Raw genomic sequence first — 14,773 nt, forward strand, 5'->3', positions numbered from 1 at the left:
ATGAGCGAATCGACCGCCGCCGGGGCACGGCGTGTTCCCGAGGTGCGGCATGTTCCTGACACGTGCTCCGTGCTCGATACGAGGCCCGTTGCCGAGATGCGGTCCGTCGCCGAGGTGCCGGCCGCTTCCGGGTCACAGGGTCCGGCGGACGGGCCGGCCACCCCTGCGCAGGGTCCGGCGGACTGGCCGGCCACCCCGGAAGCCGCTGTGGCGGCCCTCGCGGCCAACGGCCCCGGGGCGCCGTTCCTGATCGGGGTGCGCCACCACGCGCCCTCGCTGGCGGCCGCCCTCCCGGCGCTGCTGGACGCGGCGGCTCCCGATGTCCTTCTCGTCGAACTGCCCGCCGAGTTCCAGCCCTGGCTGGGCTGGCTTGCCCACGAGGAGACCGAGGCCCCGGTGGCGCTGGCCGCCGTGCCCGACGGCGGGCCGGGCTCGGCAGGCGAACGGGGGCCGGCCTTCTACCCGTTCGCGGACTTCTCGCCCGAACTGGTCGCGCTGCGCTGGGCGGCCCGAAAAGGGGTTCCGGCTGTGGCATGCGATCTGCCGCTGGCCGACCGGGCATGGGCGGCAGGCGGTCCGGACACCCCCGACTTCACGCCCGTGCCCGGCCCCGACTTCACGCCCGTGCCCGGCTCCGATTCCGCGTCTGTACCAGGGGCAGGGCAAGGGCTGTCCGCCGCGCTCCGGTCCCGGCTCACCGGCCGGGACGGCGACGACCTGTGGGACCGGCTGGTGGAAGCCCTCGCGCCCGGTTCGACACCCGAGGCGCACCGCCGTGCCGCCCTGCTCACCGGCTGGGCGCTGCGCCACGAGGCGGAGGCGCGGGGTGGGGTCGATGCCACGGACCTGGTGCGCGAGGCATGCATGCGCGGCCATGTCGCCGAGGCACTGGCGAGCGGGCGACGGCCCGCCGTGGTCGTGGGCGCCTTCCACACCCCGGCGCTGCTGCCGTCCGTCGAGCGGAGCCCCGCACCGGGCACGTCCGCACCGGCGCCTGCACCGGACGCGCCCGGGGTGCCCGGCCAGGACGCGCCCGCTGCCGCACCCGCCCCGGAGGCGGCGGGCCATGTGAACGGCGCCTCCGGGACGGCGGAGTGCACGGTTTCGCTTGTCCCGTACACGTACCCGCTGCTCGACTCTCGGTCCGGCTACCCGGCCGGCATCCGGGACCCGGAGTGGCAGCACACGGTCCTGGACGCCGCCGGGGACCCGGCCGCGCTGCACGAGGCGCTGATCCGTACCTCGGTCCGCGTCTGCGCCGCCCTGCGCGAACAGGGCCACCCCTACGGCCCGGCGGACGGCCGGGAGGTCGTCCGGGTCGCCGGTGACCTGGCCCGTCTGCGCGGCCTGCCCGCCCCCGGCCGAGGCGAATTCCTGGAAGCCGTGCAGTCGGTGCTGGGACGAGGCGAGACCTACGGGACGGGGCGCGCCGTCGCCCGGGCCCTTGAAGGCGTACTCGTCGGGACCCGTACCGGACGGCCCGCGCCCGCCGCACCGCGCAGCGGGCTGGGCCCCGCCATCGAGGCCGAGACCGCGGCGCTCTCCCTCCCCGGCCCCGAGGACGCGCACGAGAAGAAGCCGCGCGACCTCAGGCTCGACCCGGCGCGCTCCACCCTGGACCGACGCCGCGAATTGCTGCTGCGCAGGCTGACGGTGTGCGGCATCCCTTATGCGCAGGAGCAGGAGGTGACCGGCGCGGCGGGCACGGAGGGACTCACGACGCGCTGGCAGGTGCGGTGGACCCCGGCGACGGCCGCGATGCTCACGGCGGCCGGGGCCCGCGGCGTCACTCCGGCCCAAGCCGCCGAGGGCGTACTGCGACAGCGTCACGCGGCCGAGCGCGCGGAGGGCGGCGCGACGGCCGCCCAAGTCGTCCGCGGCCTCACGGAGGCCGCCCAGTGCGGGCTTTCGGCCCTGGCCGACGAGCGACTGACGGAGCTGGCGGCGGTACTGCCCGCGAGCGGCACCCTTCCCGAACTCCTCGCCGGGCTCGACCTGCTGGACCGAATCGACGCCGGTCATCTGCCGGGCCTGGCCGGGCCACCCGACAGCCCCGCGGCCCTGGACGCCCCCGCCTCCGGCCCCGTCCCTGCCTCCGCTTCCGTCACCGACCGGGCTGCCCGCACCGCGCGCGCGGCTGAACTTCTGACCTCGGCCGCGGTCCGTCAGGTCGACGGCCTGACCGGCTCCGAGGAGCCCGAGGGCGCGCGCGCACTGCTCGAACTGGCCCAGCGGGCCGACCGGGTGGGCGGCATCCGGCTCACCTCCGCCCTCGCCCGACTGGCAGCAGACGGAACCCCGTTGATCGCCGCGGCCGCCGGAGCGGTCAGGGTACTCACGGGCCATGAGGAGGCCGGGGCATTCGGGGGGCGCGTCGCCTCCTGGGTGGACGGAGCCGTGGACAGCGCCTCCCGGGCCGCTCTCTCCGCCCGCCTCACCGGCGTCCTGACGGTGGCGGGGCCGCTCCTGGCCGTCGGCGTCGGTGCCCTGGAACCTTTGCTGAACCGGGTCGTCGAGCTGGACGACGCCGCGTTCATGGTCCGCCTGCCGGCCCTGCGCGGTGGCTTCGACACCCTGAGCCCGGCCGCCCGGGACCGGCTGCTGGACACCGTCGAGGAGCGGTTGGGCGAACGGGTGGACACCCTGGACGCCGACGATCCGGCCGAGTTGGCCCGTCGGACGGCTGCCGACCTGGCGGCCCGCGCGCTTCTGGCAGGCCTGGGACTGCCCGTACCGCCACCCGCGCACGACGAACGGCTCCCACAGCCGCCCGCCCACCCCGCAGCCTCCGCCACACCCTCCGCCGAAGCTGCGCCCGCCCCTCCCGCAGAAGCCACCCCCATGCAGGCCCCCGCCTCTGCACCCCTCGCAGCAGCCACCCCCGCACCCCTCACCGAAGCCGCCCCCGCGCGGCCCCCCGCCCCGACCCTCGCGCCCGCCGACCGCTGGCGGCTCGTGCTCGGCCGACGCCCGGAGCAACTACCGTTCGGAGCTGCCAGGTTGGCGACCGCCCTGGACGAGCTCTACGGAGCGGGACACGGCGAGGGGTCGCGCGGCGGTCTGCCCGGTCAGGGTTCCGGATCGCGCGGCGGCCGGGAGCCGTCGTTCCCCGGTGTCCGCGAGTGGTCCGAGGAACTGGCCGCGCTGTTCGGTCCCGGTATCCGCGAGGAGGTCCTCGCCACCGCGGCCGCGGCAGGCCGGCAGGACGTCCTCGCCGAACTGGACCCCGCTGCCGTCGCGCCCTCCGTGGAACTGCTCCGGACGATCCTGCGGTACGCCGGCGGCCTTCCCGAGGCCCGCCTTGCGGCGCTCAGGCCCCTGGTCCGCCATCTGGTCGACGAACTGACCCGGCAGCTCGCGACCCGGCTGCGACCCGCACTCACCGGTACGATGTCGGCCCGGCCCACCCGCCGTCCCGGCGGCCGGCTGGACCTGCCGCGCACGCTGCGCGCCAATCTGGCCACCGCCCGTTGGACGGTCGACGGAACGGTCCAGGTGATCCCGGAGAAGCCGGTGTTCCGCAGTCGCGCCCACCGGTCGGCGGACTGGCGCCTGATCCTGGTCACCGACGTCTCCGGATCCATGGAGGCGTCCACGATCTGGTCCGCGCTGACCGCCTCGGTCCTTGCCGGGGTGCCGACGCTGAGTACTCATTTCCTGGCCTTCTCCACGGAGGTCGTCGATCTCACCGGCCATGTGCACGATCCGCTCTCCCTGCTGCTGGAGGTGAGTGTGGGTGGGGGCACGCACATCGCCGCCGGGCTGCGGCACGCCCGTAGCCTGATCGCGGTGCCCACCCGCACCCTCGTCGTGGTCATCAGCGACTTCGAGGAGGGCGCGCCGCTCGGCGGACTGCTGGCCGAGGTGCGGGCCCTGGTGAACACCGGCTGTCACGTCCTCGGGTGCGCGAGTCTCGACGACGCCGGCCGGCCCCGCTACTCGACGGGCGTCGCCGGGCAGCTCGTCGCCGCCGGGATGCCGGTGGCGGCTCTCAGCCCACTCGAACTTGCCCGCTGGATAGGGGAGAAGACCGCATGACCGCCGCCCAGTTGCCACCCGTCGCGCCGGAGGTCACGGCCACATTGGTGGAGGATCTCTCGCCCCGGCTGCGCAAGCGGCTGGACGCGGCGGTCACCAAGCTCGGCGCCCGCCCGACGCACCGCGACGGGGACACGGTGACGATCGCTGTCGACGACGAGACGGAGTTGCGCCTGCATGCCCCGGGTGGCGTGGTGGCGACGACGGACGCCATCACCTGTGGTTGCCTGCTTGCCCCGGCCTGCGTTCACCGCGCGGCCGCGGCCTGTGCCGCCCCCACGGCGGACCCGGTGCCGGAGCCGGCCGCCGGGCCCACCGGCGAAGTCCCCGCACCGGCCTCCACAGCGGAGACTGAACCCACCCCCGCGCCCACGCCCAACCGCGCCCCCACTCCCGAATCCGCCTCCTCGCCCGACGGCGCCTCCTCGCCCGAGGCGGCGAGTCCGGACCAGTGTGCGGCGGCCGCCGCCCTGTGGTCGGCGGGAGCGGCCGTGCTGGAGGCCGGCGTCGACGGGGCCGGCGCCGTCACCCAGTCGGGTCTCCTCCGCGCCTCGCACACCGCCAGGCTCCGTCACCTCCCGCGCGCCGCCGCGGCCGCGCTGTCCGTCGTCACTCTGCTGCGCGCGGCCCGCTCCGGGGACCCGTCCTACCGCACCGCCGACCTCGTCACGTCCCTGGCCGAACTCCTGGGTACCGCACACCGCGTGGGGATGGCGTCCGGGGCGGAGCTGGCCGCGGTCAGAGGCCGCGCGCGCCGTCCGTACAGCCCGGACGGCTCGCTGCGCCTGTACGGCCTGTTCACCGAACCCGTGGTCACCGACTCCGGACACGGAGGCGTCCGCACCTGGGTCGTCGGCCCCGACGGCCGCCTCTGCACCGTCGGCGACGTGGCACCCGGCGGCGTCGGGCGTGCCCTGGGCGTGGCCGACCGGGCCGTCCGGCTGGGGGACAGCGCGCTCACCCACCGGGAGCTGGGCCGGGCCGGCCTGGCGGTCTCGGGGGCGACGGTCTCGCCGGACGGCAGACTGGGCGCCGGGAAAGGCGTCAAGGCCGTCACCGCCCGGGGCGTCGCGTGGACGGAGCAGCCGCTCTCCGCCCTGTGGGAGACACCGCCGTCCGAACAGGCCGCCCGCGCGCTGCGAGCCACGTCCCGCTACGCGGACCCGGACGGCGGCGCCAGTGACCTGCTCTTCCTGGACGTCGAACTCATCGGCTTCGTAAGGGAGCCGGGTGGTGTCTGCCTGCTCGCGCTGTGCGAGGGAGCCGGTTCCGTTCGGCTCACCGTCGCCGACGACGACCCCGGGCTGGCCCACCGCGAGAATCTGATGCTGCTGGCCGCGGCGCCCGGGACACGGCTGAGGATCATCGGCCGCCTGGTGCCCGCCCCGCATCCCCGGCTCACCGTTCTCGCCTGCTCGCACCCCACCGGCGAAGGCACGGTCGATCTCGGCCTCGACCGTCTGCGCCGCGCCGACCTCCCTGACCCGGCCGCTACCCCGCACCCCGCCCCGCCCCAGCCCGGAGAGCCCGTGGAGCGTTCGCCCCTGTACCTTCTGGAACGCCGGGTCGAACAGACGGTCACGGCGGGCCGCGCCGCCCTCGGCATGCTCGGCGACGTCACTGCCGAATCCCACCGCATCCGCCGCGCCGGCCTCCCCACGGCCGCGGGACTCCTCACTGCTCTGTGCGCCTCGGCGGCCCAACGTGATCGTGACCTCTTCGGCCGCCTGCTCCCTGCCGACACCGACGGCTTCGCCACCCACTGGCTCACCGCCGCCCGGTACACGGCCGCCGTGGCCGAGTCCCTGTGCGCGGCAGCCTGGGAACCGACGCGGTAGGCCCCGGCCCAGCGCCAACCGCCCGTTTCAGGGACCAAGAGACAGAGGCGAAGGGCGAAGGGCGTCGGAGAGGGACTTGACGCCGCCGTGCGCGGTGAGGCCGCCGTCCACGGGTATCTCGGCTCCGCTGATGAACGACGACCGGTCGGACATCAGAAAGACCACCAGGGGAGCCACCTCGTCGACGCTCCCGGTGCGCCCCAGCGGGGTCTCGCGGATGTTGGCCTCGCGGAAGGCCGGGGCCGCCGACGCGGTCATCTCGGTCTCGATGTAGCCGGGATGGATCGTGTTGACACGGATGCCGAGGGGACCGAGTTCCAGGGCGGCGGCCTTCGACAGGCCACGCAGGGCCCACTTGCTGGTCGTGTAGGCGACCGGATAGTGGGCGGTGAGGGCCGCCGAGGAGCCGACGTTCACGATGGAGGAGCCCGGCGGCATCAGGGGCATGAGGTGCTGGATGCCGAGGAGAGGGCCGGTGACGTTGACCGCGTGGACGCGTGCCATGTCGTCCGGGCGTACGTCGCCCACGCGGCTGCGCCAGGTGATTCCCGCGTTGTTGACCAGACCGTGCACCTGCCCGTACGTCTCCCGCAGTTCGGCGGCGAGAGCGGCCCAGCCCGTCTCGTCGGCCACGTCAAGGCGACGGCACCCGTGCACGGGTTCGACATCGGTCGCGATGACGTGGGCGCCCTCGCGGGCGAGGGCGGCCGCCTCGGCGGCGCCCTGGCCGCGGGCCGCGCCGGTCACGACGATCACCCTGCCGAGCAGTATCCCGGAGGGCCGGCCGGTCACGGCCGCTCCAGGTCGCGGCGCCGGCCCACAGGCAGCTCGATCGGCTCGACACCGGGGACCACGGTGTTGGTGAGAGTGCCCAGGCCCTCGACGGTCAGGCTGACGGTGTCGCCCGGCCGCAACGGCGGCGGGGTCTGCGTGCCCCGCCGCCCCCAGAGCTCGGCGAGGCAGCCGCCGTTGCCACAGGTCCCCGAGCCGAGGACGTCGCCCGGCACGACGCGGGTGCCGCGGGAAGCGTAGGCGGTCATCTCCTCGAAGGTCCAGCTCATGTGGGACAGCAGGTCCTCGCCGACGGTCTCCCCGTTGATCCTGGCGGTGAGGGCCAGCCGCAGGAAGCCTTCGGCGTCACGGTGCGGTTCCAGCTCATCGGCGGTCACCAGACAGGGGCCGAGGGCGGTCGCGGTGTCCTTGCCCTTGCAGGGGCCGAGGCCGACCTTCATCTCGGCGGACTGCAGATCACGTGCGGACCAGTCGTTGAAGACGGTGTAGCCGACGATGTGGTCGCGTGCCCGCTGCGGGGTGAGGTCGCGCCCCTCGCGGCCGATGACGGCACCGACCTCCAGCTCGAAGTCGAGCACGGTGGAGCCGGGCGGCACCGGGATCCCGTCCTGGGGTCCGTAGATCGCGTGAGGGTTGGTGAAGTAGAAGGTCGGTGCCGCGTACCACTCTTCGGGCACACCGGCGACGCCGTCGACCGACCGGCGCACACCTTCGACGTGCTCCTCGAAGGTGACGAAGTCGCGTACCGAGGCGGGCTGGAGCGGAGGCAACAGCCGGACCTGGGAGACATGGGGGCCTGCCGGCACATCCAGTGCTGCCGCACCCGCGGCGAGCAGTCCGGGCAGCCCGTCGGTCTCCGTGAGCAGCGCCGTGAGAGCGGTGACGCCGGGCAGGGGGAAGAGCGTGCCGTCCTCTTCCACGACGGCCACCCGGTGGCGGCGCTGATGTTCGTAGGCGGCGAAACGCATGGTGCGGCTCCAGAAGGGAGGGCGGGGATGACGCTGCGGCCGTGTGAACGACACGGCCGCAGCGGCCCCCGGGAGGAGAGGAGACGAACAAGGGACGGGGAAACAGGAGAAGGAGAGGAGAGGAGGAGGGAGAAGCGTTCCGGCTCAGACCGGCGGGGCGATGAACACGCCTCGGTCGGGGTCGTTGAAGGACTCCTTGGCGACGAGTTCGTTCATCGCGTTGGCCGTGCCCCACTGGTCGGTGACCTCGGGGCGGGAGAAGTCGTAGACGTGCGGGTGCCAGGTGTCCTCGTCGAGGTTCTCCAGCTCCGTCGTGTATTCGACGGTGTTGCCGTGCGGGTCCAGGAAGTACGTGAAGGTGTTGTCGCCCGCCATGTGCCGCCCGGGACCCCAGATCTTCTTGAACCCGGCGCGCATGACGCGGCCGGAGCCGCGCATGTACTCGTCGATGCCGCGCATCTCGAAAGAGACGTGGTGCAGCGCGGTGTGCGGGCCCTGGGCGATGGCCATCGAGTGGTGCTGGTTGCTGATCCGCATGAAGTGCATGACCTCGCCCATGTGCGGCGAGGAGAGCGTGTCGGAGAGCGCGAAGCCGAGGTGGCGCTCGTACCACTCCCGCGTGCGGTTGAGATCCGGGGAGTTGAGCACGACATGGGAGAGCTTGACCGGGATGGCCTCCTTCTCCTCGATCTTCCGGTGCTGCCGTACCTCGACATCGGCGGAGACCTCGATGGTGCGCCCGTCGACATCGAAGAAGCGGAATCCGTACCCGCCGCCCGGGGTGTCCACCGCGCCTGGCTGCGAGATGAGCCGCACGCCGCCGGCCATCAGCCGCTCGGCGAGGGTGTCCACGTCGGCGGGGTTCGCGGCCCCGTACGAGACGAGGTCGAGGCGCTTCTCCTCGGCTTCGCGCAGCCGTACGACGTACTGCTCCGGGGAGCCCTCGGCGGCGAGGAACGAGATCCCGGAGTCCTCGGCGACCTTGGTCAGACCCCAGACACCGGCGTAGAAGTCGAGCTGCTTGTCGTAGTCGGGTACGGCGAGGTCGACATGCCGCAGGTGGGTGAGCAGGCGTGCGTTCATGGTGGTCCTCCTCTTTGAGGTCAGGCGAGTCGCAGAAGGGCGGCGGCGTTGCCGCCGCGTACCGCGTCGAAGTCGGTCTCGGACAGCTGTGCGGCGCGCAGAGCGCCGACCGGATCCTCGGACCCCATGTCGAAGGGGAAGTCCGATCCGAGCAGGACCCGGTCGGCCCCCGCGGCCTCGATCAACGAGCCCAGCACCCGCGGGTCGTGTACGAGGGAGTCGAAGTGGATCCGCCTGAGATAGCTGCTGGGCGGATGCGCGCACCCGGCGCCCGCGTCGGACCGTGCCGACCAGGCATGGTCGGACCTGCCGATATGGGTGGGCAGGTAACCGCCGCCGTGGGCGGCGATCAGCTTCAGTCCGGGGTATCTGTCCAGGACCCCGGAGAAGATCAGGTGCGAGAGGGCCACGGCGTTCTCCGTGGGCTGCCCGACCGTGTTGGACAGGTACCACTGGTCCAGGCGCTCGTCGAGGGTGCACCCGAACGGATGCAGGAAGAGAACCGCTCCTGTCTCCTGGGCCCGTGACCAGAACGGCTCGTACGCGGGATCGGACAGCTCCCGACCCGGTGCGTGGCTGGAGATCTCCACGCCGGCCAGCCCCTGTCCGAGGGCGTGGTCGAGCGCGCCCGCCATGAGGTCCGGATGCTGGAGAGGGACCAGCCCCAGCCCGCGCAGCCGCTCCGGTGCCCGGGCGCAGTGAGCGGCGGTGGCCTCGTTGGCGAGCCGGCAGAGCTGCTCGGCCGTGTCCCGGCCCGCCCAGTAGTGGTAGTGCGAGGGGGAGGGGCTGACCAGTTGGACGTCGACACCCTGGGCGTCCATCACCGTGAGGCGCGCGGCGACATCGGTCAGCCTCGGGATGCGGGCGCGGACCATGGGGCCGCTGACGGCAAGGGCGTCGGGGCCGTTGCGCCGGGCGTCCAGCTCCTTGGCCTCGGCGTGGCCGGGCAGGCCGTTGACGAGTGCCTCGATCTCGGGAAGGAGGACGTGCGCGTGCACGTCCACGGTCGGGAAGGTCACGGCAGCTCCCGGAGCATGGTCATGGTGCGGCCCATCAGACCGGGCACGTCGGCGTCGCGGACACCGTCGAGCTGCCACTTGCCGATCTGTACGGAGGCTTCCACGACCGGGCGGACGCGGGCGACGCGGCGCTCGTAATACGCCTGGAGCAGTGCGTCGTCCCAGGTCCCGGCCTCGGTCAGCAACTGCGCGAGGACCCAGGCGTCCTCCAGGGACAGGGCTGCGCCCTGGGCGAGAGTGGGCGGGCAGCAGTGCGCGGCATCGCCGACGAGCACGACCCGGCCGCGGTGCCAGGAGCCCTCGACGAGCATGCGGTCGAACCAGGTGTAGTTGACCTTCGTGGGGTCGGTGATCGTCGCGGTGATCTCCGGCCAGAAGCCGCCGTACGCGGAGGTCAGGCTGCGCATCTCCTCGGCATGGGTCTCCGGCGGGATGGTGGCGCGGTCGCGGTTGGCCTCGACGACGTACGCGTAGAGCGTGGTGTCGCTGGTGGGGCAGTAGCCGGCGATGTAGGCAGGGCCGCCGTAGGCGAGGTCGGTGCGGGTGAGGGCGGCCGGGCGGGGGGCCGCGACACGCCAGATGGCCATGCCGGTCGGCTCCGGCTTCTCGGGGATGCCGATCGCGGCGCGGGTGGTGGAGCCGAGGCCGTCCGCCGCGATCACCAGGTCGTAGCGGCCCTCGGTGCCGTCGGTGAAGCGTACGGTGACCCCGTCGTCGTCCTGGTCGAAGGCGGTGGCCCTGACACCCAGGCGCACCTGGGCTCCGCTCGCGCGGACGGCGTCGATGAGGATCCGCTGCAACTGGGGACGCTGCATGCCGACGGTGGCGGGCAGATCGTCGCCACCGCTGCGGATGTCGTCCTGCGCGTGCAGAACGGTGCCGTCGGGAGCGGTGATGCCCACCGACCCGAACCCGTAACCCGACGCCCGCACCTGCTCCCACACACCCAGTTCACGCAGTACGCGCAGGGCGTTGCCCTGGAGGGTGATTCCGGAACCCGCCGTGGCGTTCCAGTCGTCCCGTGCCTCGATCAGGTCGACGCCGAGGCCGGCGCGGCGCAGCAGGACGGTGACGGCGTTACCGGCCGCGCCGCCGCCGATCACCAGGACCGTGCGTTGGTTGCTCATGGGGAACTCCCTTGTTCCTCTGGTTACTTGACGGCGATCGGATTGACCGGGCTGCCGACCGCTCCCGTGATCGGCAGCGGGGCGGCGGTCAGCCAGAACGCGTAGGAGCCGTCCGCCGCGCAGTCCTCGGCGAGTGCTTCCAGGTCCCACATCTCGCCGATGAGCAGACCGATGTTGGGGATGGCGACCTGGTGCAGCGGCTGGAAGGCGTGGTCGAACTCGTTGGGCCGGACCTCGAAGCCCCAGGTGTCGGTGGCGACGGCGGCGATCTCCGTGGCGTGCAGCCAGCCGGCCGTGGTGAAGGACAGGCCGGGAGCGGGGCCGCCGGCGTACTCGCCCCAGCCGTCGCGGCGGACCCGGGCGAGCTGTCCGGTGCGCACCAGGACGATGTCGCCCCGGCCCACGTTCACACCGTGGGCCTCCGCAGTGGCCGCCAGGTGTTCCGAGGTGATCGCGAACCCGTCGGGCAGTTCGCCGTTCTCACCGATGACCCGGCCGACATCGAGCAGCACTCCGCGTCCCGCGACGTGCGAGGCCATGTGCTCGATACCGGTGACGAGATCGCCCTCGGAGGTGACGACCTTCTCCGCCGGGCGTCCGTTCCACGCCTTGCCGTGGTCGAAGATGTGGCCGAGTCCGTCCCACTGGGTGGAGCACTGGAGCGGCATCGCGATGACGTCGTCGGCGCCGCCGATCCCGTGCGGGAAACCCTGACCGGTGACGACGGCATCGGTGCCGGTGTCGAGCATGGTGTGCACGGGGTTGGTGCGCCGCCGCCAGCCCTTCTGCGGTCCGTTCATGTCGAAGCGCTGGGAGAGGGAGAAGCTGACGCCCCGGCGGATGAGGGCGGCTCCCTCGCGACGCTTGGCCTCGTCGAGGAAGTTCAGGGTGCCGAGCACGTCGTCCTCGCCCCAGCGGCCCCAGTTGTTGTACGCCTCGGCGGCCGCGTTGACGGAACCCTCGGGGTCGGTGCGGTCGAGGGTCATGAAGGCTCCGCCACGCAGCGGGTGCGCTGCACGCCGAGCCCGGTGACCGAACCCTCCATGACGTCCCCGTCGCGCAGCAGCCGGCCCCAGTGCATGCCGTTCCCGGCCGGGCTGCCCGTCAGCACCACGTCGCCGGGCAGTAGTTGGGCCGACTGCGAGATGTACGCCACCACACGCGCGACGTCGAAGATCATGTCCTGGGTGGACTCGTCCTGCATGGTCTCGCCGTTCAGCTTCAGCGTCACCCGGAGGTCGTCCGGATCGGCGACCGACGAGGCGGGGACGATCCAGGGGCCGAGCGGGGTGAAACCGGGCGCGTTCTTGCTGCGCAGCCAGTCCGTGCCGATTTGCGGCATGTCCCGGCGGAACACCGTGGCGCGATCGGTCAGGTCGTTGGCGATCGTGTAACCGGCGACATGGTCCAGTGCCTCGTCGGCGGACACCCGGTAGGCGGGCCGGCCGATCACGACCGCCAGCTCCAGCTCCCAGTCGGGCTTCTCGGCCCACGCCGGAAGCACCACGTCGTCGTACGGGCCGGTGATCGCGCTCGGCAGTCCGATGAACACGTACGGCAGGTCCTCGGCCGCCCGCCGGTCCATGATCTCCGCCGCCTCGGCGCGCCGTTCCTCCTCGGGACGGTCGTCGCCCGGGGCACGGTGCGCGACGTGCAGATCGATGACGTGCTGACGGTAGTTCGCACCCGACTGGAAGATCTGACGGGGCTCGACGGGGGCGTGCACCTGATGGTCCGCCAGCGGTTCGAGCCGCTGTCCGGCCTCCTCGGCCAGCGCGTCCAGCCGAGGGCGGGCGGCCTCCCAGTTCTCCAGAAGGCTCCGGACCGTCAGCCGGTCGTCGTCGAAAGCGGCTCGGAGGTCGAGTACCCGGGCATCGGGCGTGACGAGAGCGGGGAACGTGGGTCCGTCCGGTGCCGAGAGCGTGGCGAGGGCGAACGGTCCGGCGAAGAGCGCGGACGCGGGTGCGGGTTTCACAGAGATGTCCTCCTGATGGCGATGTGCCTAATCTGGACCCGCCACCCGCAATCATGGAAATAGATTATGTGGATGCCAGTCATCTATCGTGTTTATTCACGCTGGTCGGCGCCGTTCCGCATGGACCGCAAAGGGAATGCCCGTGAACCTGTCCCGCCTGGACCTCAACCTGGTCGTCGCCCTGCGTGCTCTGCTGGAGGAGCGCAACGTCACGCGTGCCGGACAGCGCGTCGGGCTGAGCCAGCCGGCCATGAGTGCCGCCCTGGCGCGGCTGCGCCGCCACTTCGACGACGACCTGCTCGCCCGGGTCGGCGGTCACTACGAACTCACCGCCCTCGGTCAGGTTCTGCTCGACCGCACCGCGACCGCCCATGATGTGCTGGAGCGCCTGTTCGCCAGCCAGGCCGACTTCGACCCGGCGAGTGAGAGCCGCGCGTTCAAACTGATCGCCTCCGACTACGCGGTCGCCGTGTTCGGTACCGAGCTCGCCCGCGTCGTGCACGAGGAGGCCCCCGGCATCCGTCTGCGCTTCACCCAGCCCCCGGCCGCGATCGTCGACGACACCGCCACCCTGCTGAGCGCCACCGACGGCCTGCTCATGCCGCACGGGGTCGTCAGCGACTTCCCCGCGACCGACCTCTACGAGGACAGCTGGGTCTTTCTCGTCGCGGACGATCATCCGAGTGTGGAGGACCGGCTCACCCGTCAGGACCTGGCCCGGCTGCCGTGGGTCACCTACCAGCGCACCTACGACGCCCCGGCCGTACGCCAGCTCGGCATGCTCGGCGTCGAGCCACGCGTGGAGGTCTCCGTCGACAGCTTCCAGCTGCTGCCGCTGCTGGTCGCCGGCACCCGGCGCATCGCCCTGATCCAGGCCCGCCTCGCCCATCTGATGGCCCCCCTCGCCGCCGTCCGGGTCCTGCAACCGCCGTACGAAGCAGTGCCGTTGCAGGAGGCGATGTGGTGGCACCCGGTCCACACACACGACGCCGCACACATCTGGCTGCGCGAAACAGCGGCCCGGGTCGGCAGGCGCATGACCGACGCGCGCGACGCACCCCCGCCGTCCTGAAAGGCTTTGAGCCAGCGGCCCGCCGGTGCGGCGGTGGTGCCACGTCGTACTAGGCGTGGGGTCATCGTCGTCTGCATGGCCCGGTCCCGCCTTCCCTCCACACGCTCGATGAGCATGCGGGCGGCGGCGGAGCCCATGGTGTGCCCGGCTTGGTCGACGGCCCTTCTCGCCCAGCTGGAGCTGACGTACGACGACGGAACCACGGCCCTCATGGCGACGGACAGCACCTGGACCGCCGCACCCGGCCCGATCCTCACCAGTGGTCTGTACGGGGGCGAGACCTTCGACGCCGGACGGTACGCGGCCCTGGCCGCCGAGGTGACGGACGCCTTCCGTCGCCGGTACGTCCTTCCCCCCTGATCTGCGACGCACTCACCGACACCGGCCACCTGGACCTCGCCTACCGACTGCTTCTGCAGACCGAGTGCCCCTCCTGGCTCTACACCGTGACCCGGGGCGCGACCACCGTCTGGGAACGCTGGGACAGCCTGCGGCCCGACGGCACCCTGAACCCGGGCGGCATGACCTCGTTCAACCACTACGCGCTGGGCGCCGTCGCCGACTGGCTGCACCGAGTCGTGGGCGGTATCACGGCCACGGCCCCCGGATACCACGAGATCTCCTTCCGGCCGTGACCCGGCCGCGACATCGCCTGGGCCCGCACCAGGCACGAAACCCCTTACGGGACAGCGTCCTTGTCCTGGGAAGTGACAGCCACCGGCATGACGGCACGCTGCACGGTTCCCGAGGGCTGCCGTGCTGTTGCCGAGCTCCCCGGCTGCGAGCCGGTCACCCTGCACGCGGGTGAACACGTCCTCGACACCGCCGAACTCGTCGGGAGAGCTGTCTGAAGGAATCGCA

13 protein-coding genes are annotated in these 14,773 nt (G+C 72.6%); 6 read left to right on the forward strand and 7 right to left on the reverse strand.

Annotated features, from left to right (window positions below; translation table 11 throughout):
* Positions 1–4,038, forward strand: a complete 4,038-nt coding sequence (locus ACZ4LX_RS02735) for a vWA domain-containing protein (protein WP_467637548.1) — start codon at positions 1–3, stop codon at positions 4,036–4,038.
* Positions 4,035–5,876, forward strand: coding sequence for an RAD23 family protein (locus ACZ4LX_RS02740; RefSeq protein WP_467637551.1), 1,842 nt, complete (start codon positions 4,035–4,037; stop codon positions 5,874–5,876). Before ACZ4LX_RS02735 ends, ACZ4LX_RS02740 begins: the two co-directional genes overlap by 4 nt.
* Positions 5,877–5,903: 27 nt before the next feature.
* On the opposite strand, the gene ACZ4LX_RS02745 is transcribed toward ACZ4LX_RS02740, so the two are convergent.
* From ACZ4LX_RS02745 to ACZ4LX_RS02775, 7 genes are all read right to left on the reverse strand, one after another.
* Complete coding sequence (locus ACZ4LX_RS02745) at positions 5,904–6,668, reverse strand: SDR family oxidoreductase (protein ID WP_467637554.1); 765 nt, start codon at positions 6,666–6,668, stop codon at positions 5,904–5,906.
* Entirely contained in the window at positions 6,665–7,636 is a 972-nt protein-coding gene (locus tag ACZ4LX_RS02750) for a fumarylacetoacetate hydrolase family protein (protein WP_467637557.1), read from the reverse strand. The genes ACZ4LX_RS02745 and ACZ4LX_RS02750 overlap by 4 nt, the downstream gene beginning before the upstream one ends.
* Before the next feature lie 144 nt (positions 7,637–7,780).
* Positions 7,781–8,719, reverse strand: coding sequence for a VOC family protein (locus tag ACZ4LX_RS02755; RefSeq protein WP_467637560.1), 939 nt, complete (start codon positions 8,717–8,719; stop codon positions 7,781–7,783).
* A 20-nt stretch (positions 8,720–8,739) separates the two neighbouring features.
* A complete protein-coding gene (locus tag ACZ4LX_RS02760) occupies positions 8,740–9,738 on the reverse strand; it encodes an amidohydrolase family protein (protein ID WP_467637563.1) in 999 nt (332 codons plus the stop codon).
* A complete protein-coding gene (locus ACZ4LX_RS02765) occupies positions 9,735–10,865 on the reverse strand; it encodes an FAD-dependent oxidoreductase (protein ID WP_467637566.1) in 1,131 nt (376 codons plus the stop codon). The genes ACZ4LX_RS02760 and ACZ4LX_RS02765 overlap by 4 nt, the downstream gene beginning before the upstream one ends.
* Before the next feature lie 23 nt (positions 10,866–10,888).
* On the reverse strand, positions 10,889–11,851 hold the full coding sequence (locus tag ACZ4LX_RS02770) for a cyclase family protein (protein ID WP_467637569.1): 963 nt from the start codon (positions 11,849–11,851) through the stop codon (positions 10,889–10,891).
* Positions 11,848–12,846, reverse strand: a complete 999-nt coding sequence (locus tag ACZ4LX_RS02775; protein WP_467637834.1) for a fumarylacetoacetate hydrolase family protein — start codon at positions 12,844–12,846, stop codon at positions 11,848–11,850. The genes ACZ4LX_RS02770 and ACZ4LX_RS02775 overlap by 4 nt, the downstream gene beginning before the upstream one ends.
* A gap of 136 nt (positions 12,847–12,982) precedes the next feature.
* On the opposite strand from ACZ4LX_RS02775, the gene ACZ4LX_RS02780 reads away from it, so the two are divergent.
* The 4 genes from ACZ4LX_RS02780 (at position 12,983) to ACZ4LX_RS02795 (ending at position 14,763) form a co-directional block, all read left to right on the forward strand.
* Positions 12,983–13,912, forward strand: a complete 930-nt coding sequence (locus ACZ4LX_RS02780) for a LysR family transcriptional regulator (RefSeq protein WP_467637573.1) — start codon at positions 12,983–12,985, stop codon at positions 13,910–13,912.
* Between the two features lie 75 nt (positions 13,913–13,987).
* Positions 13,988–14,272 carry an alpha-L-rhamnosidase N-terminal domain-containing protein gene (locus ACZ4LX_RS02785; RefSeq protein ID WP_467637577.1) on the forward strand — a complete coding sequence of 95 codons (285 nt, stop codon included), beginning with the start codon at positions 13,988–13,990 and terminating at the stop codon, positions 14,270–14,272.
* A 47-nt stretch (positions 14,273–14,319) separates the two neighbouring features.
* Positions 14,320–14,547 carry an alpha-L-rhamnosidase-related protein gene (locus tag ACZ4LX_RS02790; protein WP_467637837.1) on the forward strand — a complete coding sequence of 76 codons (228 nt, stop codon included), beginning with the start codon at positions 14,320–14,322 and terminating at the stop codon, positions 14,545–14,547.
* 12 nt (positions 14,548–14,559) lie between these two features.
* On the forward strand, positions 14,560–14,763 hold the full coding sequence (locus ACZ4LX_RS02795; protein ID WP_467637840.1) for an alpha-L-rhamnosidase C-terminal domain-containing protein: 204 nt from the start codon (positions 14,560–14,562) through the stop codon (positions 14,761–14,763).
* Positions 14,764–14,773 lie beyond the last annotated feature (10 nt).

This window comes from Streptomyces sp. NPDC026062 (assembly GCF_055568375.1).